The 26,734-nt window shown below is 54.6% G+C and carries 27 protein-coding genes, 2 tRNA genes and 1 other RNA gene; 15 read left to right on the forward strand and 15 right to left on the reverse strand.

The genetic code is table 11. The annotated features are described in order from the left end of the window. Positions 1-10 precede the first annotated feature (10 nt). From xthA to AC6I79_RS09175, 6 genes are all read right to left on the reverse strand, one after another. Positions 11-817: an exodeoxyribonuclease III gene (gene xthA, locus AC6I79_RS09150; protein ID WP_211724397.1), complete on the reverse strand. Its 807-nt coding sequence runs from the start codon at positions 815-817 to the stop codon at positions 11-13. A gap of 361 nt (positions 818-1,178) precedes the next feature. Continuing rightward, positions 1,179-1,306: non-coding RNA, RtT sRNA (locus tag AC6I79_RS09155), on the reverse strand. Between the two features lie 40 nt (positions 1,307-1,346). Continuing rightward, positions 1,347-1,431, reverse strand: a tRNA-Tyr gene (locus AC6I79_RS09160). A 44-nt stretch (positions 1,432-1,475) separates the two neighbouring features. Next, a tRNA-Tyr gene (locus AC6I79_RS09165) sits at positions 1,476-1,560 on the reverse strand. 144 nt (positions 1,561-1,704) lie between these two features. Next, on the reverse strand, positions 1,705-2,553 hold the full coding sequence (purU, locus tag AC6I79_RS09170) for a formyltetrahydrofolate deformylase (RefSeq protein WP_031280214.1): 849 nt from the start codon (positions 2,551-2,553) through the stop codon (positions 1,705-1,707). A 57-nt stretch (positions 2,554-2,610) separates the two neighbouring features. Then, complete coding sequence (locus AC6I79_RS09175) at positions 2,611-3,066, reverse strand: YchJ family protein (protein ID WP_040679954.1); 456 nt, start codon at positions 3,064-3,066, stop codon at positions 2,611-2,613. A 96-nt stretch (positions 3,067-3,162) separates the two neighbouring features. On the opposite strand from AC6I79_RS09175, the gene rssA reads away from it, so the two are divergent. The 5 genes from rssA (at position 3,163) to AC6I79_RS09200 (ending at position 8,673) form a co-directional block, all read left to right on the forward strand. Beyond that, complete coding sequence (rssA, locus tag AC6I79_RS09180) at positions 3,163-4,068, forward strand: patatin-like phospholipase RssA (protein WP_021510074.1); 906 nt, start codon at positions 3,163-3,165, stop codon at positions 4,066-4,068. Positions 4,069-4,169: 101 nt separating this feature from the next. Then, a complete protein-coding gene (gene rssB / locus AC6I79_RS09185) occupies positions 4,170-5,186 on the forward strand; it encodes a two-component system response regulator RssB (RefSeq protein ID WP_275028793.1) in 1,017 nt (338 codons plus the stop codon). Between the two features lie 192 nt (positions 5,187-5,378). Continuing rightward, positions 5,379-6,287 carry a UTP--glucose-1-phosphate uridylyltransferase GalU gene (galU, locus tag AC6I79_RS09190; RefSeq protein WP_021510076.1) on the forward strand — a complete coding sequence of 303 codons (909 nt, stop codon included), beginning with the start codon at positions 5,379-5,381 and terminating at the stop codon, positions 6,285-6,287. A 23-nt stretch (positions 6,288-6,310) separates the two neighbouring features. Further along, positions 6,311-7,651, forward strand: coding sequence for a UDP-glucose dehydrogenase family protein (locus AC6I79_RS09195; RefSeq protein WP_058757711.1), 1,341 nt, complete (start codon positions 6,311-6,313; stop codon positions 7,649-7,651). 14 nt (positions 7,652-7,665) lie between these two features. Beyond that, positions 7,666-8,673 (forward strand): NAD-dependent epimerase, encoded by a 1,008-nt coding sequence (locus tag AC6I79_RS09200; RefSeq protein ID WP_058757710.1) that lies wholly within the window; start codon positions 7,666-7,668, stop codon positions 8,671-8,673. Between the two features lie 98 nt (positions 8,674-8,771). Here the strand turns inward: AC6I79_RS09200 and hns are convergent, their stop codons facing one another. Both hns and AC6I79_RS09210 read right to left on the reverse strand, forming a co-directional pair. Then, positions 8,772-9,179 (reverse strand): histone-like nucleoid-structuring protein H-NS, encoded by a 408-nt coding sequence (hns, locus tag AC6I79_RS09205; RefSeq protein WP_498027710.1) that lies wholly within the window; start codon positions 9,177-9,179, stop codon positions 8,772-8,774. An 82-nt stretch (positions 9,180-9,261) separates the two neighbouring features. Further along, positions 9,262-9,573, reverse strand: a complete 312-nt coding sequence (locus tag AC6I79_RS09210; protein WP_498027711.1) for a hypothetical protein — start codon at positions 9,571-9,573, stop codon at positions 9,262-9,264. Positions 9,574-9,583: 10 nt separating this feature from the next. On the opposite strand from AC6I79_RS09210, the gene tdk reads away from it, so the two are divergent. Beyond that, complete coding sequence (gene tdk / locus AC6I79_RS09215; RefSeq protein WP_159378125.1) at positions 9,584-10,204, forward strand: thymidine kinase; 621 nt, start codon at positions 9,584-9,586, stop codon at positions 10,202-10,204. 54 nt (positions 10,205-10,258) lie between these two features. Here tdk and adhE read toward each other — a convergent pair whose 3' ends face one another. After that, entirely contained in the window at positions 10,259-12,937 is a 2,679-nt protein-coding gene (gene adhE / locus AC6I79_RS09220; protein ID WP_058771261.1) for a bifunctional acetaldehyde-CoA/alcohol dehydrogenase, read from the reverse strand. A gap of 444 nt (positions 12,938-13,381) precedes the next feature. Between adhE and AC6I79_RS09225 the strand changes: the two genes are divergently transcribed. The 7 genes from AC6I79_RS09225 to oppF all read left to right on the forward strand — a co-directional run bounded on the left by AC6I79_RS09225 (position 13,382) and on the right by oppF (position 21,991). After that, entirely contained in the window at positions 13,382-14,029 is a 648-nt protein-coding gene (locus AC6I79_RS09225; protein WP_031280216.1) for a YchE family NAAT transporter, read from the forward strand. A gap of 570 nt (positions 14,030-14,599) precedes the next feature. Continuing rightward, complete coding sequence (locus AC6I79_RS09230) at positions 14,600-16,234, forward strand: ABC transporter substrate-binding protein (RefSeq protein WP_211724399.1); 1,635 nt, start codon at positions 14,600-14,602, stop codon at positions 16,232-16,234. Positions 16,235-16,392: 158 nt separating this feature from the next. Further along, positions 16,393-18,033 (forward strand): oligopeptide ABC transporter substrate-binding protein OppA, encoded by a 1,641-nt coding sequence (gene oppA / locus AC6I79_RS09235; RefSeq protein WP_021510084.1) that lies wholly within the window; start codon positions 16,393-16,395, stop codon positions 18,031-18,033. Between the two features lie 81 nt (positions 18,034-18,114). Beyond that, positions 18,115-19,035, forward strand: a complete 921-nt coding sequence (gene oppB, locus AC6I79_RS09240) for an oligopeptide ABC transporter permease OppB (protein WP_021510085.1) — start codon at positions 18,115-18,117, stop codon at positions 19,033-19,035. 15 nt (positions 19,036-19,050) lie between these two features. Continuing rightward, positions 19,051-19,959 carry an oligopeptide ABC transporter permease OppC gene (oppC, locus tag AC6I79_RS09245; protein ID WP_021510086.1) on the forward strand — a complete coding sequence of 303 codons (909 nt, stop codon included), beginning with the start codon at positions 19,051-19,053 and terminating at the stop codon, positions 19,957-19,959. An 11-nt stretch (positions 19,960-19,970) separates the two neighbouring features. Beyond that, positions 19,971-20,990, forward strand: a complete 1,020-nt coding sequence (locus AC6I79_RS09250) for an ABC transporter ATP-binding protein (RefSeq protein ID WP_021510087.1) — start codon at positions 19,971-19,973, stop codon at positions 20,988-20,990. Beyond that, positions 20,987-21,991 carry a murein tripeptide/oligopeptide ABC transporter ATP binding protein OppF gene (gene oppF, locus AC6I79_RS09255; protein WP_058785617.1) on the forward strand — a complete coding sequence of 335 codons (1,005 nt, stop codon included), beginning with the start codon at positions 20,987-20,989 and terminating at the stop codon, positions 21,989-21,991. Before AC6I79_RS09250 ends, oppF begins: the two co-directional genes overlap by 4 nt. A 59-nt stretch (positions 21,992-22,050) precedes the next feature. Here the strand turns inward: oppF and AC6I79_RS09260 are convergent, their stop codons facing one another. Then, positions 22,051-22,380: an HI1450 family dsDNA-mimic protein gene (locus AC6I79_RS09260; RefSeq protein ID WP_013509338.1), complete on the reverse strand. Its 330-nt coding sequence runs from the start codon at positions 22,378-22,380 to the stop codon at positions 22,051-22,053. Positions 22,381-22,417: 37 nt separating this feature from the next. Next, positions 22,418-23,878, reverse strand: coding sequence for a cardiolipin synthase (cls, locus tag AC6I79_RS09265; RefSeq protein ID WP_021510090.1), 1,461 nt, complete (start codon positions 23,876-23,878; stop codon positions 22,418-22,420). Between the two features lie 162 nt (positions 23,879-24,040). Between cls and AC6I79_RS09270 the strand changes: the two genes are divergently transcribed. Further along, on the forward strand, positions 24,041-24,214 hold the full coding sequence (locus AC6I79_RS09270) for a YciY family protein (protein ID WP_088517180.1): 174 nt from the start codon (positions 24,041-24,043) through the stop codon (positions 24,212-24,214). A gap of 16 nt (positions 24,215-24,230) precedes the next feature. Here AC6I79_RS09270 and AC6I79_RS09275 read toward each other — a convergent pair whose 3' ends face one another. Next, the gene (locus AC6I79_RS09275; RefSeq protein WP_021510092.1) at positions 24,231-24,404 is read right to left on the reverse strand and encodes a hypothetical protein; all 174 of its coding nucleotides are present in this window, start codon (positions 24,402-24,404) and stop codon (positions 24,231-24,233) included. Beyond that, positions 24,404-24,700: a YciI family protein gene (locus AC6I79_RS09280; protein WP_010617723.1), complete on the reverse strand. Its 297-nt coding sequence runs from the start codon at positions 24,698-24,700 to the stop codon at positions 24,404-24,406. Before AC6I79_RS09280 ends, AC6I79_RS09275 begins: the two co-directional genes overlap by 1 nt. 205 nt (positions 24,701-24,905) lie before the next feature. On the opposite strand from AC6I79_RS09280, the gene tonB reads away from it, so the two are divergent. Next, positions 24,906-25,637 (forward strand): TonB system transport protein TonB, encoded by a 732-nt coding sequence (gene tonB, locus AC6I79_RS09285; RefSeq protein WP_181444748.1) that lies wholly within the window; start codon positions 24,906-24,908, stop codon positions 25,635-25,637. A gap of 51 nt (positions 25,638-25,688) precedes the next feature. Here tonB and yciA read toward each other — a convergent pair whose 3' ends face one another. Next, a complete protein-coding gene (yciA, locus tag AC6I79_RS09290) occupies positions 25,689-26,105 on the reverse strand; it encodes an acyl-CoA thioester hydrolase YciA (protein ID WP_058758638.1) in 417 nt (138 codons plus the stop codon). A gap of 54 nt (positions 26,106-26,159) precedes the next feature. After that, a complete protein-coding gene (locus AC6I79_RS09295; protein WP_058758637.1) occupies positions 26,160-26,699 on the reverse strand; it encodes a septation protein A in 540 nt (179 codons plus the stop codon). Positions 26,700-26,734 lie beyond the last annotated feature (35 nt).

Here is a 26,734-nt window from a genome sequence, read left to right on the forward strand (position 1 = left end):
CGCTGTTCAGTTACAGCCTGAAACTGGACCACACCGGCGCGTGATCGGACGGCTTTTCCATACTGCGAATGTCGTAGTCGATGCCGCTGTCGATGCAGCGTGAAGCCAGCGGTGGGCTGGCCAGCAGCAGATCGATGCGCAGACCGCGGTTGTCATCAAATCCTTTGGAGCGATAGTCGAACCACGAGAAGCGATCTGCGGTTTCCGGGTTTTTCTCACGCCACGTATCGACCAGCCCCCACTGCAGCAAACGGTCCATCCACTCGCGCTCTTCCGGCAGGAAAGAGCATTTGCCGGTGCGCAGCCAGCGCTTGCGGTTCTCTTCACCAATACCAATGTCCAGGTCGGTACTGCTGATGTTCATATCGCCCATGATCAGCACCGGCTTGTCGGCCGCCAGTTGCTGCTCGAGATAGCTTTGCAGGTCGCGATAAAACTTCTCTTTGGCCGGGAACTTGATGGGATGGTCACGGCTTTCCCCCTGCGGGAAATAACCGTTGATGACGGTGATATCGCCAATCGGGCTGGGAATTTCTGCCATGATCAGACGTCGCTGGGAATCTTCGCCGTCATCGGGAAAACCGCGTCGAACTGCCACCGGCTGCGTCTTCGTTAGCAGCGCCACGCCGTAATGGCCTTTCTGGCCGTGATAAAACACGTTGTAACCGAGCTTGCTGACCTCTTCCAGCGGGAACATGTCATCGTGCACTTTGGTTTCCTGCAGGCCGATGACATCCGGTTGATGCTGTTCAACCAGCGCCGCCAGCTGATGAGGGCGTGCGCGCAAGCCGTTGATGTTAAAAGAGACAAATTTCATTTCGCTGCCATTTTTCATCGCAAAAGGTTGCGGCGATGGTAACCAGGTTTGCGGCAAAAGTCATGGCTTGCGTCATAAGGGCGTGCCGATAAGAGCGAGAGGCAGAACGCAGGTGATTTGTCGTGGGAGACGCAGGATAGCGGGGTAAGACAGGCGATGCCGTTCAGTCTGGGGGCGTTGATGTGAATATCCAGGTGCGCATTAATGCGCACCCTACAATCCGGGCGACAACTGGGACGATGAGAATATAAACCGGTCACATGGGTAACACTTGAGTCCGTATCACTGTAGGGGCGCCATTGATGCCGGCCTGGCATCGCGTAAATTCAGATGTCGGTCTGGTGAAAAGTGCAGCATGAAAGGGTGGCGGGAGAAGGATTATTCGCCGCAAGCGGCTCACCCTGCGGGCCGCGCTGACGCGCGTTGTCTCACTGCGTTCGACCCGAACCTTCGGTCGAAGTTTCTCATCCTTCTCCAGGTGTTATTAACTGGCTTTATTGACTGGCTGGAAGAAGAGTGCAGCATAGAATGGTGGCGGGAGAAGGATTCGAACCTTCGAAGTCGATGACGGCAGATTTACAGTCTGCTCCCTTTGGCCGCTCGGGAATCCCGCCAGGGATATGAAGCTCAGAAGATTCAGGCGCAGAATGGATTCAGATGGTGGCGGGAGAAGGATTCGAACCTTCGAAGTCGATGACGGCAGATTTACAGTCTGCTCCCTTTGGCCGCTCGGGAATCCCGCCACTGGCCTGAATCTTTATGCCTGAAAGCGGGGCGCATCATACCAAATGCGTTCAGTCTGTAAAGCGCCCGCAGTAAAAAACTCAATCGTTTGCCCACTTTTTACGCGTGGCGCTGAAGAGTTGCGCAAATCAGCGCCGCAGTGGTTAAAGAATGATCGTGCGGTTGCCGTAAACAAACACGCGCTGGCCCAGCACTTTATACAGCGCGCGGCTCAGTACATTCTTTTCCACGTCGCGTCCGGCACGCATCATCTCTTCAGCGGTATAGCTGTGATCGACGTTAATCACGTCCTGCATGATGATCGGGCCTTCATCAAGGTTGTCGTTCACGTAGTGCGCTGTGGCACCGATGATCTTCACGCCGCGCTCATAGGCCTGATGATAAGGGCGTGCGCCAATGAAAGCTGGCAGGAACGAGTGGTGAATATTGATGATCTGGTTGGGATAACGCTGCACAAACGCCGGCGTCAGCACGCGCATATATTTCGCCAGCACCACGTAATCCGGCTGGTAGCGATCGATCTCATCCGCCATGCGGTTATCGTGCTCTTCGCGCGTCAGGCCTTCATGGCTGACCAGCACGAACGGGATGTCAAAACGCTCGACCAGCGAACGCAGCGTTTCATGGTTACCAATAACGGCGGCGATTTCCATGTCCAGACCACCAAAGGCACTCTTCATCAGCAGATCGCCCAGGCAATGCGCCTCTTTGGTGACCAGAATCACCACGCGGCGACGTCCGGCGCTGTGCAGCTCACGTACCGAACCGGTCGGCAGCGCGCTGTCGAGGTCAGCCAGCAGCGTGTTGTCGTTGAAAATGCCTTCCAGCTCTGTGCGCATGAAAAAGCGCCCGGTACGGTGATCGACGAACTCATTGTTCTGCACAATGTTCAGTTCGTGCTTGTAGCAAATGTTGGTGATCTTAGCGATCAGACCTTTGGCATCGGGGCAAATGGTCCGTAAAACTTTTCGTTGCATGGTTTGCGCTTGCATCTCGATCAGAGTCCTGTCAAAGCGATGAATGGTGAAGCTGTTGGGCATCTGTCCAGATTAGCCACAACATTTTTTGTATTTTTTATCGGAGCCACAAGGACAGCGATCGTTACGCCCTAACTCCGGCGTTGTTCCGTCGACATAGTACCAGCGTTGATCCTCGCGAAGAAAGCGTGAACATTCATACAGGCTGCAGGTACGGCCTTTTTCGAGATAACGCGCAAAAAAAGTCACGAAGGCTTCATTCTCATGGCTTCCGTGATTACAACGGGTTACATTCAGGCCAAGCCATTCTGTGGTGGCGAAACTTTCGGATAATAGCGTCTCCAGTCCGGCCACGCGCTGGCTGGGATGCCAGGTTTCTACCAGCCAGGCGGCGTTTTGCTTAACGTAAGCGCTGTAACGCGAGCGCATTAACTGTTCAGCGCGCTGTGGCGTTTGTTGCCCGTTCAGAAAGGGCTGACAACATAGGCTATACTGCTCTCCGCTGCAGCAGGGGCACTTTTCGGACACATCATCTCCTGAGAGTGATTAAAGTTAATGGAAGTGTGCGCTATGTTAGCCGACTGGCCAGCGTGAAGCTACGCATCAGGTTGATCACGAGGTGAGATGAGAAAAGTCAGGATTGGGCTGGCCCTGGGATCGGGCGCTGCCAAAGGCTGGGCGCATATTGGTGTCATCAACGCGCTGGAGCGCGCCGGTATTGAGGTGGATGTCGTCGCCGGCTGTTCCGTCGGCGCACTGGTGGGTTCTGCCTACGTCAACGGCCGTCTGGCGTTGATGGAGAAGTGGGTCAGCGCATTTCGCTACTGGGATGTTATCCGTCTGATGGACCTCTCATGGCAGCGTGGCGGCCTGCTGCGCGGCGACCGGGTGTTTAGCCATATCCGTCAGCTGATCCCTAACGAGCTCATCGAAGACGCGGATAAGCGCTTTGGCGTGGTAGCAACCAACCTCAGCACCGGACGCGAGCTGTGGCTGACCGAAGGGGATTTGCACCAGGCGGTGCGTGCATCGTGTAGTATGCCAGGCTTATTGCCTCCGGTTGGCTACAATGGTTATTGGCTGGTGGATGGTGCGGTGGTCAATCCGGTGCCGATATCGCTAACCCGCGCGCTGGGCGCTGACATTGTGATTGCCGTTGACCTGCAACATGATGCGCACCTGATGCAGCAGGATCTGCTGTCGGTCACGCCGCAGAGCGGTGAAGAGGCGGCAGCGGCAGAAGCACTGAGCTGGGGCAAAAAACTGCGCCAGCGTCTGATGGGGTTGACCCATCGGCGCGCCAGCCAGTCTCCAGGCGCGATGGAAATTATGTCAACGTCAATCCAGGTATTGGAAAATCGCCTGAAACGTAACCGTATGGCAGGCGATCCGCCGGATGTGCTGATTCAGCCTTTTTGTCCGCAGATTTCAACGCTGGACTTTCATCGGGCTGAAGAGGCCATTGCGGCAGGCAAGGCCGCCGTGGAGAAAAAAATGGATGAACTATTACCGCTGGTCCGTAGCAGATAATCAGTTGTTCATTCACGGGGGTTGTGACTTCAGCCAATTCTGAAAGGCGCAACGGCGTTTTATGAACCACTATTGAAATATCTGGTACGCAGGGGGAGAGAATGGAAAAACCGCTAATCGGCAAAAAGATACTCATTGTCGAAGATGAGGTCGTTTTCCGTTCATTGCTGGACACATTGTTAACTGGCCTCGGAGCCAGCACGTTCGAAGCGGGCGACGGACTCGACGGCCTGAATTTAATCGCCGCGCAGTCGGTGGACCTGGTCATTTGCGATCTGGAAATGCCGCGCATGGGCGGTATTGAGTTTGTCGAGCGAATTCGTACACGCGGTAATAGCGTGCCCATCCTGATCATCTCCGCCACGCAGAACATGGCCGACATCGCCCACGTGCTGCGCCTTGGCGTGCAGGACGTGCTGCTCAAGCCGCTAAAAAACCTGGAACGTTTCCGTGAAGCGGTGTTTGAGTGCCTCTATCCTTCGATGTTCACCTCGAAAGTGGAAGAAGATGAACAGCTGTTTCAGGACTGGGATGCCTTGGTGCGCGATCCGCTCGCTGCCGCCAAGCTGCTCAAACAGCTGCAACCGCCCGTCCAGCAAACCATCGCCAGCTGCCGCATAAACTATCGTCAACTCACCATGGCGGAACAGCCGGGGCTGGTGCTGGATATTGCCGCGTTGTCGGACAAAGATCTGGCGTTTTATTGCCTGGACGTGACGCGTGCCGGCGACAACGGCGTGCTGGCTGCATTATTGCTCAGAGCACTGTTTAACGGTTTATTGCAGGAGCAACTGTCCGGGCAAAAGCAGCGTCTGCCGGAACTCAATGGTCTGCTGCGTCAGGTGAATATGCTGTTGCGTCAGGCCAACCTGAACGGTCAGTTCCCGCTGCTGGTGGGCTACTACCATCGTCAGTTGAAAAATCTGATTCTGGTTTCAGCCGGCCTGAATGCCACGCTGCACATCAATACTCAGCAAATCCAGCTCAGTAACGGCGTGCCGCTTGGCACTATGGGCAGCACCCATCTTAATCAAATCAGCCAGCGCGCCGATGCCTGGCAATGTCACGTCTGGGGAGCCGGCGGCCGGCTTCGCCTGATGTTATCGTCCGAAGAATAGCCACTCAGATTTATATTTTCCGCGGGTTAAAGACAGGGCCAAAGCTTAGCTTTACACTTGGGTAATAGTCTTAAATTCCGCGGATTAACTCCATCCAGGATAAATCCGTCTGACACTAACTGATATACTCATTTCGTTTTTAAACCGACATATCAAGTATTAACTTGAACGGCCTATTAAGAGAGGTATTTGATGTCTGCCTATAAGTCTAAAGTAAAAAAAGCGGTAATCCCGGTTGCAGGTCTGGGTACGCGTATGCTGCCTGCCACCAAAGCTATTCCAAAAGAGATGTTACCGCTGGTCGATAAGCCGTTGATCCAGTATGTCGTGAACGAGTGTATTGCTGCGGGTATTAATGAGATCGTGCTGGTTACGCACTCCTCTAAAAACTCCATCGAAAACCATTTTGATACCAGTTTCGAACTGGAAGCGATGCTGGAAAAACGCGTGAAGCGTCAGCTGCTGGATGAAATCCAGTCAATCTGCCCGCCACACGTCACCATCATGCAGGTACGTCAGGGTATCGCCAAGGGCCTCGGTCACGCCGTGATGTGTGCTCATCCGCTGGTTGGTGATGAGCCAGTCGCGGTGATTCTGCCAGACGTGATCATTGATGAGTACGAATCTAACCCAACCAAAGATAACCTGGCAGAAATGCTGACGCGCTTCGAAGAGAGCGGTCGCAGCCAGATCATGGTTGAGCCAGTTGCCGATGTCACCGCTTACGGCGTGGTTGACTGCCAGGGCGCAGAGCTGGCACCGGGCCAGAGCGCACCAATGGTGGGCGTGGTTGAGAAGCCAAAAGCCTCGGAAGCGCCATCTAACCTGGCGGTAGTCGGTCGTTACGTGCTGTCTGCGGACATCTGGCCTCTGCTGGCGAAAACCCCTCCGGGTGCCGGCGGCGAAGTGCAGCTGACCGACTCCATCGCCATGCTGATGGAAAAAGAGACCGTAGAAGCTTACCACCTGACCGGCGTGAGCCACGACTGCGGTAATAAACTGGGTTATATGCAAGCTTTTGTTGAGTATGGCGTGCGTCATCCGGTGCTGGGCAAAGATTTCGCTCAGTGGCTCGACGGCGTTGCAGGCAACAAAAAGTAATTCATTAAGCACAGGATAATTCAATGAAAGTCACTGTATTTGGTATCGGCTATGTCGGTCTGGTTCAGGCTGCGGTGTTGGCCGAAGTCGGACATGACGTTCTCTGTATTGATGTCGACGAAAAGAAAGTCGAAAGCCTGAAAAAGGGCATCATCCCAATTTTTGAACCGGGCCTGACGCCGCTGGTTATGTCTAACTATGAAGCGGGGCGTCTGAAATTCAGCACCAACGCAGAAGAGGGCGTAAACCATGGCGTAATGCAGTTTATTGCTGTGGGCACGCCGCCGGATGAGGATGGCTCTGCCGACCTGAAATATGTGACTGCGGTTGCGCGTACTATTGCGCAGCACATGAACGATCACAAAGTCGTCATCGACAAATCTACCGTACCGGTAGGCACCGCTGACCGCGTGCGCGCGGTGATGAGCGAAACGCTGAAGCAGCGTGATGCCAATATTGCGTTCGATGTGGTCTCCAACCCGGAGTTCCTGAAAGAGGGCGCCGCAGTTAACGATTGCATGCGTCCGGAACGTATCGTGGTGGGCACCGATAATGATGAAGTGGTCGAACTGCTGCGTGAACTGTACGAACCGTTTAACCGTAATCACGATCGCATGATTCTGATGGATATCCGCAGTGCAGAGCTGACCAAATATGCAGCTAACTGCATGCTGGCGACCAAAATCAGCTTCATGAACGAGATTTCCAACCTTGCGGAACGCCTGGGTGCTGACGTGGAAAAAGTACGTCAGGGCATCGGTTCTGATTCACGCATCGGTTATCACTTTATTTATCCGGGCTGTGGTTACGGCGGTTCCTGCTTCCCGAAAGACGTGCAGGCGCTGATTCGCACTGCAGAGTCAATCGGCTACACCCCGCGCCTGTTGCAGGCGGTAGAAGACGTCAACGATTCGCAGAAGAACAAGCTGCCGACGTTTATTAAACGTCACTTTGGCGACGATCTGCGTGGCAAGACGTTTGCGCTGTGGGGTCTGGCGTTCAAACCGAACACCGACGACATGCGTGAAGCCTCAAGCCGCGTGCTGATGGAAGCACTGTGGCAGGCGGGCGCAACGGTGCAGGCGTTTGATCCGGAAGCGATGGAAGAAGCTCAGCGCATCTACGGCCATCGTGACGATCTGAAGCTGTGCGGCACTAAAGAAGCTGCGCTGCAGGGCGCCGATGGTCTGGTGATCTGCACCGAGTGGCAGAACTTCCGTGCTCCGGATTTCGACGTGATTAAATCCTCGTTAAAACAACCCGTGATTTTTGATGGTCGTAACCTGTATGATCCGGAGCGTATCAGCAAACGCGGTTTCGTTTATTATGCAATCGGCCGCGGAGCGTCTATTCAAATTGTGTAATAAATGAGGGATGTATGAATTTTCTGGTCACCGGCGCGGCAGGATTTATTGGTTTTCACGTTAGTCAGCGTTTGCTGGCTGCCGGTCACCAGGTTGTTGGTATCGATAACCTGAATGATTACTACGATGTCAGCCTGAAACAGGCGCGCCTCGACCAGATTACCGCACATCCCGCGTTTACTTTTCTTAAAATGGACCTGGCAGATCGCCAGGCCATTTCTTCCCTGTTTGAACAGCATGCTTTTGCGCGTGTGATCCATTTAGGTGCACAGGCGGGTGTTCGCTATTCCATTGAGAATCCGCACGCCTACGCTGATGCCAACCTGATTGGTCACTTAAATATTCTGGAAGGTTGCCGTCATCATAAGATTGGCCACCTGCTGTATGCTTCATCGAGTTCGGTTTATGGCCTGAACCGTAAAATGCCGTTCTCCACGGATGATTCCGTTGATCATCCGGTATCACTTTATGCTGCGACGAAAAAAGCCAACGAATTAATGTCGCATACCTATTCACACCTTTACCAATTACCTACCACCGGATTGCGCTTCTTTACCGTTTATGGTCCGTGGGGCCGTCCTGATATGGCGCTGTTTAAGTTCACCCGCGCGATGCTGGCCGGTGACGCGATCGATGTGTATAACCGCGGCCAGATGACACGTGACTTTACCTATATTGATGATATTGCCGAAGCGATTGTGCGTTTGCAGGACGTGATTCCGCAGGCAGATGAAAACTGGACGGTGGAAAACGGCTCGCCTGCCACCAGTTCGGCACCGTATCGTGTCTACAATATTGGCAATAGTCAGCCTACCAGCCTGATGACTTACATTGAGTCGCTGGAAAAAGCGCTGGGGATTGAGGCGAAGAAAAATATGCTGCCGATGCAGCCCGGCGATGTATTAGGCACCAGTGCAGACACCCAGCCGCTGTATGACGCGATAAATTTCCGCCCGCAGACCAGCGTAGAGCAGGGCGTGCAGCGTTTTGTTGACTGGTACCGCGACTTCTATCAGCAATAAGTCGCGATAAAAAAAGGAAGCCAGCGGCTTCCTTTTTTCTTACCCGGTGTAAAACAGAGCACAGCGCCAGGGCTGGCATGCTGCGAAGCACTGGTTCCTTACAGCTGGAAATCGTCCAGTTGTTTACCTTGTTCTTCAATCGCTTTTTTAATCACGGCTGGCGTACGTCCCTGGCCGGTCCAGGTACGGTTCTCACCGTTCTCGTCGACGTAACCATACTTCGCCGGACGTGCCGCGCGTTTGGCTTTACCTGGCGCTTTGGTTTCAGCTAATGCCTGCAGCAGTTCGTTTGGATCAATACCGTCTGCCATCAGCATTTCACGATATTGTTCCAGCTTACGGCTGCGCTCGGCATTTTCCGCCTGGGCAAGAGATTCTTCTTCACGACGTTCATTCACCACAACCTCAAGTTTTTCCAGCATCTCTTCCAGTGTTTCCAGAGAGCATTCCCGAGCCTGCGCGCGCAATGTACGGATATTATTAAGAATTTTAAGTGCTTCGCTCATTGTCCTAATCTCAAAATATAATAAATGGAGTTGTTCTGCCGCCTCATAATAGTGGCGGTGAAAAATAACTGCAATAGCCAGATTAAAAAGCAAAACGTAAAGTTAATGTTGTTAAGCTTTTTAAGGCGCTATTTATTATTCTTTTTATAGATTTGATAGCACAGGTTTTGCAGGGATAAATACCGCTGTGCGCCTTTCGCCCGGGCATCAGCGATAATAATACTGAATAAAATTGCTGCATGATCACGGCTTTGACATAACGTGCGAAATGTTGATAACGATGCCGCTGATCTATGATGATGGCGTTAATTTGAGCAGTTGATAAAAATAATGCATCGCAACAGTGCAGCAGCTTTATGATAGACTCACGCGCAACAGTTTCGGGCAGTGACAAGAGACATTTTATGGCGCAACTCTATTTTTATTACTCAGCGATGAACGCGGGAAAATCCACCGCATTGCTGCAGTCTTCCTACAATTACCATGAGCGCGGCATGCGTACGCTGGTGTATACCGCGGAAATTGACGACCGCTTCGGCGCCGGAAAAGTCAGCTCGCGTATTGGTCTTTCGTCTCCGGCTTTTTTATATAACGCGCAGACCAGCCTGGAAAGTGAAATTGCGGAACAGCACGCGAAGCAGACGGTTCACTGTGTACTGGTGGATGAGAGCCAGTTTCTGACGCGTGAGCAGGTGAAAGCCCTGTCGGACGTGGTAGATAATCTGGATATTCCGGTGCTGTGTTATGGTCTGCGTACCGACTTTCGCGGTGAGTTATTTACCGGCAGTCAGTATTTACTGGCCTGGGCCGATAAGCTGGTGGAATTGAAAACCGTGTGTCACTGTGGACGCAAAGCCAGCATGGTGTTACGGCTGGATGCGCAGGGTAAACCGTTCAGCGAAGGGGAGCAGGTGGTGATCGGTGGTAATGAGCGCTATATCTCTGTGTGCCGCAAGCACTATAAACAGGCGATTAATGACGGCTCGCTAAACGCCATTTACGGTTCACAACTGCCTCACGCCTGAATAGCCGCAGCATAAAAAAAACCCGCCGCAGCGGGTTTTTTTGTATCAGGCCAGTCAGGCCTTTTTGGTTTTCTTCTCACTCTTTACGGCTTTAGCTTCACCCTCAGCGGCAACACTGTTATCTGCTTCTGAGAACTCACGGCCATAGAAGGTATCCAGCATGATTTGTTTCAGCTCGGCAATCAGCGGATAGCGTGGGTTAGCGCCGGTACACTGGTCATCGAACGCATCATCCGCCAGTTTGTCGACTTTCGCCAGGAAGTCAGCTTCCTGCACGCCCGCTTCGCGGATAGAAGTTGGGATGCCCAGCTGAGTTTTCATCTCTTCCAGCCATGCCAGCAGTTTTTCAATTTTCTGCGCGGTACGGTCACCGGCAGCGCTCAGACCGAGATGGTCAGCAATCTCCGCATAGCGGCGGCGTGCCTGCGGACGGTCGTACTGGCTGAAGGCAGTCTGCTTGGTTGGATTGTCATTCGCGTTGTAGCGAATCACGTTACAAATCAGCAGGGCGTTGGCCAGACCGTGTGGAATGTGGAACTCAGAGCCCAGTTTATGCGCCATGGAGTGACACACGCCGAGGAAGGCGTTGGCGAAAGCGATACCGGCAATGGTCGCCGCATTGTGAACACGCTCACGCGCCACAGGATTTTTCGCGCCGTCACGATAGCTGGCAGGCAGATTCTCTTTCAGCAGCTTCAGTGCCTGCAGCGCCTGACCGTCAGAGTATTCGTTGGCCAGTACCGATACGTAGGCTTCCAGCGCATGGGTGACGGCATCCAGACCCCCAAAGGCGCACAGCGAACGCGGCATCTCCATTACCAGGTTGGCATCGACAATCGCCATATCCGGCGTCAGCGCATAGTCTGCCAGCGGATATTTCTGGCCAGTCGCATCGTCGGTAACCACTGCAAACGGGGTAACTTCTGAACCGGTACCTGAAGTCGTGGTAATCGCCACCATACGTGCTTTGACACCCATTTTCGGGAACTTGTAGATACGTTTACGGATGTCCATAAAGCGCAGCGCCAGTTCTTCAAAGTGAGTTTCCGGATGTTCATACATCACCCACATAATCTTGGCCGCATCCATCGGTGAACCCCCGCCCAGTGCGATAATCACATCAGGTTTGAAGCTGTTCATCTGCTCGGCACCTTTACGCACGATGCTCAGCGTTGGGTCTGCTTCTACTTCAAAGAACACTTCGGTTTCAATACCGTGCGACTTCAGCACGCGGGTGACCTGGTCAGCATAACCGTTGTTGAACAGGAAGCGGTCGGTGACGATAAAGGCGCGTTTCGCACCGTCAGTCGCCACTTCTTCCAGCGCAATTGGCAGTGAACCGCGGCGGAAGTAGATAGACTTCGGAAGTTTATGCCACAACATATTTTCAGCTCGCTTGGCCACGGTTTTCTTGTTGATCAGGTGTTTTGGACCCACGTTTTCAGAGATAGAGTTACCACCCCATGAACCGCAGCCCAGCGTGAGTGAAGGGGCCAGCTTGAAGTTATACAGGTCACCGATCCCGCCCTGTGAAGCCGGGGTGTTGATCAGGATGCGCGCGGTTTTCATTTTGTCGCCGAAGAAGTTTACGCGCTCGCGCTGGTTGTCCTGGTCGGTATAAAGACAGGAGGTGTGGCCGATACCGCCCATTGCCACCAGTTTTTCTGCTTTATCCACCGCATCGTAATAGTCTTTCGCGCGGTACATGGCCAGCGTTGGCGAGAGCTTCTCATGGGCGAACGGCTCAGACTCATCCACCAGTTTCACTTCACCAATCAGAATTTTGGTGCTCACCGGCACGCTAATCCCTGCCAGTTCAGCAATTTTGTAAGCCGGCTGGCCGACAATCGCCGCATTCAGCGCGCCATTTTTCAGGATGATATCCTGCACCGCTTTCAGCTCTTTGCCCTGCAGCAGGTAGCCACCGTGGCTGGCGAAGCGCTCACGCACGGCATCATAGACAGAATCCACGACAATCACTGACTGTTCAGACGCACAAATCACGCCGTTGTCGAAGGTTTTTGACATCAGGATCGAGGCAACCGCGCGTTTGATATCGGCCGTTTCGTCAATCACCACCGGGGTGTTACCCGCGCCCACACCAATCGCTGGTTTGCCGGAGCTGTAAGCCGCTTTCACCATGCCCGGACCACCGGTGGCGAGAATCAGGTTGATATCCGGGTGATGCATCAGCTGGTTAGAGAGTTCAACCGATGGCGCATCAATCCAGCCAATAATGTCTTTTGGCGCACCGGCCGCGATAGCAGCCTGCAGTACGATATCTGCCGCTTTATTGGTGGCATCTTTGGCACGTGGATGAGGAGAGAAGATGATACCGTTACGGGTTTTCAGGCTAATCAGGGCCTTGAAGATGGCGGTAGAGGTCGGGTTGGTGGTGGGCACGATGCCACAAATCAGGCCAATCGGCTCAGCGATAGTGATGGTGCCAAAGGTGTCATCAGTGTCCAGCACGCCACAGGTTTTTTCGTCTTTGTAAGCGTTATAGATGTATTCGGAAGCGAAGTGGTTTTTGATGACTTTATCTTCAACGATACCCATGCCGGATTCGGCAACGGCCATTTTGGCGAGAGGGATACGGGCATCGGCAGCGGCGAGGGCGGCTGCACGGAAAATGGTATCAACTTGTTCCTGACTAAAATTGGCGTATTCGCGCTGTGCCTTTTTAACACGTTCTACCAGTGCGTTAAGCTCGGCAACATTAGTAACGGCCATAATACTCTCCTAAGGAAGTTAAACTTTTTTAGTAAACAAGCCTGAATCCAGAAGTATAGTCTCGTTACGCTTATGGATGGGTTAGGATGGCGATGTCCGTGCCGTTGCTTACTAAAAAGGTTTTTCCGCCAGGATGACCTGTGTCACAGGGTTGAGTTCCGATGGGCTAAGATTACCCCTGATGGGGTAGGCGATTTATGATGCAGATCAATTTAACTATCAGCTGACACCTTTCAGCGCTCACTTTTGCAAGTAAAGTTAGCGTCGACGGCTACAGAAGCCGATCTGACCGGCTGCAGGCCGATAACATAGCGCTAACAGTAGCGGAATAAACTGGGATAGTGCTTCAAGTGCAGCATTTATTTCTGCGTTAGCCTCTGGTGTTTCGCCAGGCTTTTGCACTACATTAAGCGCGATTTTTTTCGCCATCACCTGGAGCCCACCGTGACCCCTGCGCTACTCGATCTTTCTGGCTACATTAAATTTTTTGTGGGTTTGTTCGCGCTGGTTAACCCGGTCGGCATTATTCCGGTATTTATCAGCATGACCAGCTACCAGGCGGTGGCGGAGCGCAATAAAACCAACCTGACCGCGAACCTGGCGGTGGCGATTATCCTCTGGACCTCGCTGTTCCTTGGCGACGGTATCCTGCATCTGTTTGGTATCTCGATTGACTCTTTCCGCATCGCCGGCGGCATTCTGGTGGTCACCATCGCCATGTCGATGATCAGCGGCAAGCTGGGTGAAGACAAACAGAACAAGCAGGAGAAGTCAGAAACGGCGATTCGTGAAAGCATCGGCGTGGTGCCGCTGGCGCTGCCGCTGATGGCAGGGCCGGGCGCGATCAGTTCGACCATTGTCTGGAGCTCGCGTTATCACAGCTGGCCAAATCTGCTGGGCTTTACCCTGGCGATTGCGATATTTGCCTTCTGCTGCTGGTTATTGTTCCGGGCCGCACCGCTGATGGTGCGCGTATTGGGACAAACCGGTATCAACGTCATTACGCGTATCATGGGGCTGCTGCTCATGGCGCTGGGCATTGAATTTGTCGTGACCGGAATGAAAGCCCTGTTTCCAGGATTACTGAATTAACGGCGGTTATTTTTTATCGCTAAGCGCTTTGTGAACCAGAATGGTGCAATTAAACGAAATATTGCACCATTATAGTGATTTTATTTGTCGCGCTTAATATTGGCTTAACCTCATCAGTTTTACTACTTATGCCATCCTGCACATAGCCTGACCCGCAAAATACTGTGATAATTGTCACAGTATATCCCTCTGCTCTGCAAATAATCCGCAGTATCATTCTATGGCTTGCGCTGTAAATCCGAATAAATATCCGGGCTTCAGCATTGAAAGCAGCAATATTCGTAAATATTATAAAGTTAGTTGATTAACGAATAATTAACGTGCAAATCAGGCTGAAATTCATTGTTTATCAGTGGATTAATCGATAATTCTGCTCAAGAATTAACACTTTTCCTGTGCGCGGCAACGTGATAAAAGAGAATCAGCTAACATTTTTGTGGTTTAGCTTTGGCGTGCGGGCAACGCTTCTGATAATTTTCGGCTCACCGCAAAATTTTTTATCTGCTAGCAACAAATGTGTACGCTTCTTGCTTACTGCTATCAGGTTATGTTGAAGGTTGATATTGGTTGATGAAAAGCATGGTAGCGAAAACGGCAGCGCGCACGTTTCTGGCGCTTTGCCTCTCCAGTGCGCTGGCGCAAAGTCAGGCCGCTGAGATCCCAGCCGGGACGTCATTAGCGGATACGCAACGCATCGTTATTAACAACGGCAGCGAAGTGTCCTCGCTTGATCCACAAAAAGTCGAGGGTGTGCCGGAATCCAATGTGATTCGCAATCTGCTGGAAGGACTGGTTGAGACCGACAACAACGGTCAACTGGTGCCCGGCGTGGCGCAGCAGTGGCAAAATCAGCAGGGCCGCATCTGGACGTTCACGCTGCGTAAAGACGCCCGCTGGAGCAATGGTGAGCCTGTCACCGCGCAGGATTTTGTCTACAGCTGGCAGCGTCTGGCCGATCCCCGCACCGCCTCGCCGTACGCCAGCTATTTGCAGGCTGCGCACATCAGCAACATTGATGCCATCCTCGCCGGTAAAGCTGCGCCTTCCCAGCTCGGCGTGAAAGCGCTGGACGATCATCATTTGCAGGTTACGCTCTCTGAACCGGTCCCGTATTTTGTTGATATGCTGGCTCATACTTCGATGAAACCGGTGTATCGTCCGGCGGTAGAGCAGTGGGGCGATGCCTGGACACAGCCGCAGCACTACGTGGGTAATGGTGCTTACACGCTGGCAGATTGGGTGGTGAACGAGCAGATCGTGGTGAAGCGTAATCCGCACTACTGGGACAATGCCCATACCACGCTGGACGAAGGCGTGTTTCTGGCGCTCACCTCTGAGAATAGTGATATCAACCGCTATCGCAGTGGCGGCACTGACATGACTAACAGCGTGGTGCCGCCTGATATGTTCAAAAAACTGCAGCAGGCGCTGGGAGATGAGGTAAAGGTTAGCCCGCTGCTGTGCACCTTCTATTACGAAATCAATAACAAAAAAGCGCCGTTTGACGATGTCCGCGTACGCAGCGCGCTGAAGTTAACGCTCGACCGCGACATCATCGCGCAGAAAATCATGGGGCAGGGACAGATCCCGGCCTACGGCCTGACGCCGCCGTTTATTCACGGTATTTCCCTCAATACGCCGGCGTGGGCACAGCAAACTCAGGCGCAGCGGAATGCCACTGCGAAGCAACTGCTGGCCGATGCCGGCTTTAATGCCCAGCATCCGCTGCGTTTTACTCTGCTGTATAACACCTCAGAACAGAACAAGCGTCAGGCGATTGCGGCTGCCTCGATGTGGCAAAAGAATCTCGGTGCGCAGGTCACGCTGCAAAATCAGGAGTGGAAAACGCTACTGGAGACCCGTCATCAGGCACAGTTTGATGTGGTGCGCGCCACCTGGTGTGCGGATTATAACGAGCCATCCAGCTTCCTCAATCTGCTGCTGAGTGGCTCCTCCATCAACACCGCGTTTTATCACAGCGCCGCATTTGATGCGCTGATGGCGCAAACGCTCAACACCGCAGATGACGCGCAGCGCGCGCAGCTCTATCAGCAGGCGGAACAACAGCTGGATCAGGATTCACCGATCATTCCGGTTTACTACCGCGTTAGCGTGCGGCTGGTGAAGCCGTGGGTGGGCGGTTACAGCGGCAAAGATCCGCAGGATATGCTGGCGCTGAAATACTATTACATAAAGAAACATTGAGTAATGTGACGATCCGGCGCTACAGTCGGGCGTCACGTTGCCGTGGTAACCCTGCAGGGTGGTAGTGATCTTCGCGCAGACAGGCGGAGATCTCCCGGAAACGGGGTACGCCGGGCGGTCAGCCGACCCGGTGACGATAATAAAACTGGAGCGTAATAATGAACAACATCACGAAAAAAAGCCTGATCGCCGCAGGCGTACTGGCGGCCATTGGCGCGCTGGCAGGGAATGCTGCACTGGCGGCCAACGTACCGGCGGGTACCGAATTGGCAGCGAAACAGGAACTGGTGCGCGGCAATGGCGATGAAGTGCAGTCGCTGGATCCGCACAAAATCGAAGGCGTGCCGGAAGATAATATCGCCCGTGACCTGTATGAAGGTCTGATCGTGAGCGACAGCAACGGCAAACCGGTGCCGGGCGTCGCGGAAAGCTGGGAAAACAAAGACTACAAAGTCTGGACCTTCCATCTGCGTAAAAATGCCAAATGGTCAAACGGCGAGCCGGTCACCGCGCAGGACTTCGTCTACAGCTGGCAGCGTCTGGTCGATCCAAAAACCGCCTCGCCTTATGCGAGCTACCCGCAGTATGGCCACATCCTCAACGTGGATGACATCATCGCCGGCAAAAAACCGACCTCCGATCTTGGCGTGAAAGCACTGGATGACCACACGCTGGAAGTGACGCTGAGCGAGCCGGTACCGTACTTCGATAAGCTGCTGATCAACGCGGTGATGTCACCGGTGTATAAGCCCGCCATTGAGAAGTTTGGCGACCAGTGGACGCAGCCGCAGAACTGGGTCGGCAACGGTGCATTTAAACTGGAATCTCACGTGATCAACGAACGCGTGACGCTGGTGCGTAACCCGGAATACTGGGACAACGAACATACCGTACTGAATAAAGTCACCTTCCTGCCAATCAACTCCGAAGTCAGCGATGTGAACCGTTATTTCTCCGAGAACGGCAGCGACATCACTTACAACAACATGCCGATCGAGCTGTTTAAAAAACTGCAGCGTGATAACGGTAAAGAGCTGATGGTGAAACCGTATCTGTGCACCTACTACTATGAAATCAACAACCAGAAAGCACCGTTTACCGATGTCCGCGTGCGTACCGCGCTGAAGCTGGGTCTGGATCGCGACATCATGGTGAACAAAGTGCTGGCGCAGGGTCAACAGCCGGCCTACAGCTTCACCCCGCCAGCCACTGACGGCATGGAACTGCTGCCGCCGGACTGGTACAAGTGGGATCAGAACAAGCGTAACGAAGAAGCGAAGAAATTGCTGGCCGAAGCCGGTTATACCGCCGACAAACCGCTGACCTTCAACCTGCTGTACAACACTTCCGATCTGCACAAAAAACTGGCGATTGCCGCCTCGTCCATCTGGAAAAAGAACATCGGCGTCAACATCAAGCTGGAAAACCAGGAGTGGAAAACCTTCCTGGATACCCGTCATCAGGGCAACTTCGATGTCTCCCGCGCAGCATGGTGTGCCGACTATAACGAACCGACCTCCTTCCTGAACATCATGCTGTCGGACAGCAGCAGTAACACCTCGCACTATAAGAGCGCGGACTTCGACAAAGTGATTCACGATGCGGTGAAAGCGGCGGATGACAAAGCGCGCGTGGCCGATTATCAGAAAGCAGAGCAGATCCTGGATAAAGACAGCACCATCGTGCCGGTTTACTACTACGTGAACGCGCGTCTGGTGAAACCGTACGTTGGCGGCTACACCGGCAACGATCCGCTGGATAAAACCCTGGATAAGAACCTGTACATCATTAAGCATTAATAGCACTCAGGCTATCGACAGTGGCGGTGCTGCGGCGCCGCCTTTTTGACTTTGTGAAGCAACAGCCTGGTAGGTACGGCAATGTTAAAATTCATCCTGCGTCGGCTCCTTGAAGCCATCCCGACGCTATTCATTCTGATCACCATCTCCTTCTTTATGATGCGACTGGCACCCGGCAGTCCGTTCACCGGCGAGCGTGCGCTGGCGCCGGAAGTCATGGCCAACATTGAGGCCAAATATCATCTCAACGATCCGATCGGCAAACAGTATCTCAGCTACCTGGTGCAGCTGGCACACGGCGATTTCGGGCCGTCGTTTAAATATAAAGACTACTCGGTTAACTACCTGGTCGGTCATGCGTTTCCGGTATCGGCCAAACTGGGGCTGGCAGCCTTCTTCCTTGCGGTGGTGCTGGGCGTCACGGCGGGGGTTATCGCCGCGCTGAAGCAAAACAGTTTGTGGGATTATGCGGTCATGGGGGTGGCGATGACCGGGGTGGTCATTCCCAGCTTCGTGGTGGCACCGCTGCTGGTACTGATCTTTGCCATCACCCTGCGCTGGCTGCCAGGCGGCGGCTGGAATGGCGGCCAGTGGAACTACATGCTACTGCCGATGGTGGCGCTGTCACTGGCTTACATCGCCAGTATCGCCCGTATCACCCGCGGCTCGATGATTGAAGTGATGCACTCCAACTTCATCCGCACCGCGCGTGCGAAAGGTCTGCCGTTGCGCCGTATTGTGCTGCGCCACGCGCTGAAGCCGGCGCTGCTGCCGGTGCTCTCCTATATGGGGCCGGCGTTTGTTGGCATCATCACCGGTTCGATGGTAATCGAATCAATTTACGGTCTGCCGGGCATCGGTCAGCTGTTCGTCAACGGCGCACTAAACCGTGACTACTCGCTGGTGATGAGCCTGACCATTCTGGTCGGCGTGCTGACCATCCTGTTCAACGCGATCGTTGACGTGCTGTACGCCGTTATCGATCCGAAAATTCGTTACTGATGGTGGAGCTCGCTCATGATGTTAAGTAAGAAAAATAGCGAAGCTCTGGACGCGTTCAGCGAAAAGCTGGAAGTGGAAGGGCGCAGCCTGTGGCAGGACGCACGTCGCCGCTTTATTCATAACCGTGCGGCCCTTATCAGCCTGCTGGTGCTGCTGGTGATTGCGCTGTTCGTGGTGTTCGCCCCGATGCTGGCGCAGTTCAAATATGATGATACCGACTGGGCGATGATGTCTGCACCGCCGGACACCACCTCAGGGCACTGGTTTGGCACCGACTCTTCGGGACGTGACCTGCTGGTGCGCGTGGCGATTGGCGGCCGTATCTCACTGATGGTTGGCATCGCTTCAGCGCTGATCGCGGTGCTGGTGGGCACGCTGTACGGTTCGCTGGCCGGCTACCTTGGCGGCAAGATTGACTCGGTGATGATGCGTATCCTGGAAATCCTCAACTCGTTCCCGTTTATGTTCTTCGTCATCCTGCTGGTGACCTTCTTTGGCCGCAATATCCTGCTGATCTTCGTTGCCATTGGCATGGTGTCATGGCTGGATATGGCGCGTATCGTGCGCGGCCAGACGCTGGGACTGAAGCGCAAAGAGTTCATCGAAGCGGCGCAGGTCGGCGGCGTTTCTACCGGCAATATCGTGCTGCGGCACATCGTGCCGAACGTGCTGGGTGTGGTGGTGGTATATGCCTCGCTGCTGGTGCCAAGCATGATCCTGTTTGAATCCTTCCTGAGCTTTCTTGGCCTCGGCACCCAGGAGCCACTGAGCAGCTGGGGCGCGCTGTTGAGCGACGGCGCCAACTCGATGGAAGTTTCACCGTGGCTGCTGATGTTCCCGGCGGGCTTCCTGGTGGTGACGTTGTTCTGTTTCAACTTTATCGGCGATGGCCTGCGTGACGCCCTCGACCCGAAAGATCGTTAAGGAGTTTCCCGATGACCCATCATGATACTCAGCAGCCGCTGGCGGCTGCACCTGCGGGAAACGCTAACCTGCTGCTGGACGTTAAAGATCTGCGCGTCACCTTCAGTACCCACGACGGCGACGTGACCGCTGTGAACGACCTCAACTTTTCCCTGCGCGCCGGTGAAACGCTGGGCATTGTTGGTGAATCCGGCTCCGGAAAATCGCAAACCGCGTTTGCGCTGATGGGACTGCTGGCGAAAAATGGTCGCATTGGTGGCTCGGCGCAGTTTAACGGCAGCGAAATCCTCAATCTGCCGGAAAGCAAGCTGAACAAGCTGCGCGCGGAGCAGATTGCGATGATTTTCCAGGACCCGATGACATCGCTCAATCCGTACATGCGCGTCGGCGAACAGCTGATGGAGGTGCTGAAACTGCACAAAGGCATGAGCAGCGCCCAGGCGTTTGAAGAGTCGGTGCGCATGCTGGATGCGGTGAAAATGCCGGAAGCGCGCAAGCGCATGAAGATGTTCCCGCACGAGTTTTCCGGTGGCATGCGTCAGCGCGTGATGATCGCCATGGCGCTGCTGTGCCGGCCAAAGCTGCTGATTGCCGATGAGCCAACCACCGCGCTCGATGTCACCGTGCAGGCGCAGATCATGACGCTGCTGAATGAGCTGAAGCGTGAATTTAACACCGCCATCATCATGATCACTCACGATCTCGGCGTTGTTGCCGGGATCTGTGACAAGGTACTGGTGATGTATGCCGGGCGCACCATGGAGTATGGCCGTGCGCGCGATGTGTTCTACCAGCCGGCCCATCCTTACTCGATCGGTTTGCTAAGCGCGGTGCCGCGTCTTGACGCGGAGGGAGAGTCGCTGACCACCATTCCCGGCAACCCGCCCAACCTGTTGCGTCTGCCGCAGGGCTGTCCGTTCCAGCCGCGCTGCGCATATGCCATGGATATTTGTGCCAAATCACCGCCGCTTGAACCGTTTGCCGAAGGGCGCCTGCGCGCCTGCTTCAAACCGGTGGAGGAGTTAGTATGAGCACCGTAACTGAAGAGAAAAAAGTGTTGCTGGAAATCGCCGATCTCAAGGTGCATTTCGATATCAAAGACGGCAAGCAGTGGTTCTGGCAGCCGCCGAAAACCCTGAAAGCGGTGGATGGTGTCAGTCTGCGTCTGTATGAAGGCGAAACCCTCGGCGTGGTCGGTGAATCCGGCTGCGGCAAATCCACGCTGGCGCGCGCCATTATCGGTCTGGTGAAAGCCACCGACGGGCGCGTGGCGTGGCTGGGGCGCGATCTGCTGGGCCAGAGCCAGGAAGAGTGGCGTCAGGCGCGCAGTGACATTCAGATGATCTTCCAGGACCCGCTGGCCTCGCTCAACCCGCGTATGACCATTGGTGACATCATCGCCGAACCGCTGCGCACCTACTATCCAAAGATGCCGCGTCAGGAAGTGAAGGATAAGGTTAAAACCATGATGATGAAGGTTGGTCTGCTGCCGAACCTCATCAACCGCTATCCGCACGAGTTCTCCGGTGGCCAGTGCCAGCGTATCGGTATCGCCCGTGCACTGATTCTTGAGCCGAAGCTGATTATCTGTGATGAGCCGGTGTCGGCGCTCGACGTGTCGATTCAGGCGCAGGTGGTTAACCTGCTGCAAAAACTGCAGCGTGAAATGGGCCTGTCGCTGATTTTCATCGCGCATGACCTGGCGGTGGTGAAGCACATCTCTGATCGCGTACTGGTGATGTATCTCGGCCACGCGGTTGAGCTGGGGACCTATGATGCGGTGTATAACGATCCGCAGCATCCGTATACCAAAGCGCTGATGTCGGCGGTGCCGATTCCTGATCCGGACCTGGAGAAGAATAAGCAGATTCAGCTGCTGGAAGGGGAACTGCCGTCGCCAATCAATCCGCCATCAGGCTGCGTATTCCGCACCCGCTGCCCGATTGCCGGCCCGGAGTGCGCCAAAACCCGACCGCTACTCGAAGGCAGTTTCCGCCATGCGGTGTCCTGTCTGAAAGTTGATCCGCTATAAGGGCGGTGCCATAAACAACAACGCCGGGCAGTGCCCGGCGTTTTTTTATGCGCTGCGGCTTATTCACGCCACAGAATATGACACAGCTTATGATCTTTCTCGCGGCACAGCAGGATCCGCGCGAACACATCGGTAATCGGTTCGCCGTCCGCTTCACCGAGGCCGATCACCACTTCTGAGAAGAAGTCAGGGTTGAGATCGAAATCCACATGTTCCTGCCAGTCTTCGGATGGATCAAACAGCTCGGCACCGCCGCGCTCTTCAAATTGCAGATTGAACAGAATGATGTCTGCCGGATCGAGGTTATCGCCTGCCAGCTCAAGAAAAATATCGTAAGCCTGTTCCAGCGTTTCATCTTCAGTAAGGCGATTATTTAAATCCATGGTCATTCCTGCTTGCCCTGAGGCGGTAATATTTTCGCTCGTTTTACAGTAAAGGGCTAAAGAAGTAAAACAGTCGTTCGACGATGCGCTGCCACCAGGCACGTTTTGCCCAGCGCGCGCCGTCCAGCAGACGCGAACGGGCGATATAATCATCCTGGACGGTGGCGAGATCGCTACCAAAGCCGTCATCATCCACCACCAGCGTGATCTCGAAGTTGAGCCACAGGCTGCGCATATCCAGGTTCACCGTGCCCACCAGGCTGAGCTGACCGTCCACCAGCACACTCTTGGTGTGCAACAGGCCATCTTCAAACTGATAGATTTTCACCCCGGCTTCCAGCAGTTCAGTGAAGAAGGCGCGGCTGGCCCAGCCGACCAGCAGCGAGTCATTGTGGCGCGGTACAACAATGCTCACCTCAACGCCACGCAGCGCGGCGGTACAGATGGCGTGCAGTAAGTCGTCGCTCGGCACGAAGTAGGGCGTGGTCATGATCAGCTGCTCGCGCGCAGAATATACCGCCGTCAGCAGCGCCTGATGAATCATGTCCTCCGGGAAGCCCGGACCTGAGGCGATCACCTGAATGGTGTGACCGCTCTCCTGCTCAAACGGCATCACATTGCCGTCCGGGGCCGGCGGCAGAATACGTTTGCCGGTTTCGATTTCCCAGTCGCAGGCGTAGACGATGCCCATGGTGGTGGCCACCGGGCCCTCCATGCGCGCCATCAGATCAATCCACTGACCCACGCCAGCATCCTGTTTAAAGAAGCGCGGATCCACCAGGTTCATGCTGCCGGTATAGGCAATGTAGTTATCGATCAGCACCACTTTGCGGTGCTGACGCAAATCCATGCGGCGCAGGAACACACGCCACAGGCTAACCTGCAATGCCTCGACCACATCAATACCGGCGTTGCGCATCATGCCCACCCACGGACTGCGGAAGAACGCCACGCTGCCGGCGGAGTCCAGCATCAGGCGGCAGTGCACGCCGCGCCGTGAGGCAGCCATCAGCGATTCCGCCACATCATCAGCCAGACCACCCGGCTGCCAGATGTAGAACACCATCTCAATATTATGGCGCGCCAGCTGGATATCGCGGATCAGCGCCTGCATCACGTCATCGGCGCTGGTCAGCAGCTGCAGCTGATTGCCTTTAACGCCGGCAATACCCTGACGATGACGGCACAGCTCGAACAGGGAACGCGCCACGTCACTGTGTTCAGTCGCGAAAATGTGACGACACTGTTTCAGGTCGTTGAGCCATTTGGCGGTCGAGGGCCACATGGTGCGGGCGCGTTCTGCGCGACGTTTACCTAAATGCAGTTCGCCAAACGACAGATAGGCGATAATACCCACCAGCGGCAGAATGTAGATGATCAGCAGCCAGGCCATCGCCGAGGTCACCGCACGCCGCTTCATCAGGATGCGCAGCGTAACCCCGGCAATCAGCAGCCAGTAGCCAAACAGCAGCAACCAGCTGATAAGGGTATAAAATGTGGTCATAAAGTGGACGTCCCGTTCGCGCTTTGATGGGCAAAGTTTACGTGTTGATCTGCGCCAGCGAAACCTTTAATCGTTGATGACGTTTCGATGAAGGTTTCGATTTGGCATTTTTAGCCAGATCACTATAATGCGTCGCGGGTTTAGCCAGTCAGAGAGGATGTGATGAGACGCAGCAGAAATGAAGTGGCCCGCTGGAGAATGTTACGCCAGGCGCATCGCCGTCGTGCCCGCTGGCTGGAAGGGCAGTCACGTCGTTATAAGCGCATCCATGCGATTCGTCATCAGGTAGCGCAGCAGCAGCGCCGCTCCATCCTGTTTATCACGCAGAATACCTGAGCAATGAACGCGGTCGTCAGTGGCCGCGTAATACCAGTGAAACATTCACTATCTGCAGGGCCGCCGCCAGTACCACCAGCATGACGATGTGCTGGCGCGCCTGACGCCAGCCCTGACGGCGCCACAGCCACAGCGCACGACCAATCAGCAGCAGCACCAGCACTAACAACAGAAGGGGCTGCCACTGCATCAGAACACCCGTTTAAACGGTTTAACCGTGACTTTATCGTACACGCCAGCGGCGATATATGGATCGTCATTGGCCCACGACTGGGCCGTTTCCAGCGATGAGAACTCGGCAACAATCACAGAACCGGTGAAACCAGCCGGGCCCGGCTCATTACTGTCGACGGCAGGCAGAGGACCGGCGACAATCAGACGCCCCTCATCCTGCAGCAGCTGCAGACGCGCCAGGTGTGCCGGGCGCACAGAGTTACGTTTTTCCAGTGAATCTGCGGTATCTTCCGCATAAATGACGTAAAGCACGATGGGATACTCCCGTTAGACTTGCCGAATTTGCGAGACACGTTAAGTGATCGCTAAACAGAGTGCAAACGAAAGATAATGGGCGCGCGCTGCAACGCAGGCAGGGTTAAAAAGCGCCTTTCTTTTGGGCTTCAGTAGCGTGCTTATTGAAACTGATTGCTATTTGCATTTAAAATCAGCGCTTCACTCAATGAACATGACTGATATGACGACGTTGACTACGCCTTTTCCAACCCGAACGCCTGTGTCCGTGATTTTATCCGTGCTCCTTCACGGTTCGGTAATCGCCGGCATTCTTTATGCTTCATTTCATCAGACCATTGAGGTTCCTAAAGCGTCTCAGCCTATCAGCATTAGCATGGTAGCCCCCGAAGTGCAGCCTGAACCGGCGCCGGCAGCAGTAACCCCGCCGCCGCCGCCCGAGCCGGAACCCGAGCCGGAAGTCGCGCCAGAGCCACCAAAAGCCGAGCCGGTGCCGATCCCTAAGCCGGAACCTAAACCGAAGCCAAAACCGAAACCGAAGCCAAAGGTGGAGAAAAAGGCAGAGCCGAAGCCGCGCCAGCAGGTGAAGCCGCAGGAGAATCCGTTTAAACAGGACGCGCCAGCCGCGCAAACGCGCCCCTCGACGGCACCGAAGAGTAACCCGTCCCCAACGCAGACGGTGTCGGATGGACCGAAAGCGATGAGCGTCAGCAAGCCGGCGTATCCGGCGCGTGCGTTCGCGCTGCGCGTTGAAGGGCGGGTGCGGGTGAAGTTTGACGTGGACAGCGATGGGCGCGTCGATAACGTCGAGATTTTGTCCGCCGAGCCGCGCAACATGTTTGAGCGCGAAGTGAAGCAGGCGATGAAGAAGTGGCGCTATCAGCCAGGGCGGCCGGGCAAGGGGCTGACGATGAACATCGTGTTCCGCATTAACGGCGGCGCGAACATCGAGTAAAGCCAGACAGGCAAAGAAAAAGCGGCCATTCCGGGCCGCTTTTTTATACGCTTAATTGCTCAGATTGGCCTGGCCTTCCGGCAGCGGACGGGATTTCCCGCTGTTATCGACCGCTACGTAAACAAACACCGCTTCGGTGGCGCAGTAAGTCTGGCCGATCGGTTCGGACGACACTTTTTTAATCCACACTTCCACGTTAATGGTCATCGAGCTATTGCCGGTGCGGATGCAGCGCGCGTAGCAGCTCACCACATCCCCGACGGCGACGGGCTTGAGGAAGGTCATACCATCCACGCGCACCGTTACCACGCGGCCTTTGGCAATCTCTTTAGCCAGTATCGCGCCGCCCATATCCATCTGCGACATCAGCCAGCCGCCGAAGATATCACCGTTGGCATTGGTATCTGCCGGCATCGCCAGGGTACGCGAGACCATCTCGCCTTGCGGCAACTTATGTTTTTCGTCCATTGCTCAGTTCTTCTGCAGGTGAAGACAAGCCCGGCGGAGACCGGGCTGCATCGATTATTTTTGTTCTTGTTGCGGCATCTGTCGCCAGATGTACAGGCCGCTTAACAGCGTAAACAGCAGGGTCAGGCCGGTAAGACCGAACACCTTAAAGTTAACCCAAAACGCCTGGGATAACCAAAACGCGACATAAATATTCGCCAGGCCGCAGGCCAGGAAGAACAGGGCCCAGGCGATATTCAGCCGACGCCATACCGCACCCGGCAGCTGCAGCTCTTTGCCAAGCATGGTCTGGATCAGCGGTTGCTGCATAAACCACTGGCTGTACAGCAGTGCCAGCGCAAACAGCGAGTAAATCACCGTGACTTTCCACTTGATGAACTCATCGTTGTGGAACACATAGGTCAGGGTGCCGAACACCGCAACCAGCACAAAGGTGAAAATGGTCATCTTTTCCAGCTTGCGGTACAGCACCCAGCTGACCACCAGCGCGATACCGGTCGCCACCACCAGCGCGCCGGAGGCGACGAAAATGTCGTACAGCTTGTAGAAAATAAAGAAAACTACCAGGGGAAGAAAATCGAGTAACTGCTTCATAGCGTTTCCAGTCAGGGGCAGGAGCGTTGAGTTAC

This window comes from gamma proteobacterium symbiont of Scutellera amethystina, assembly GCF_059730845.1.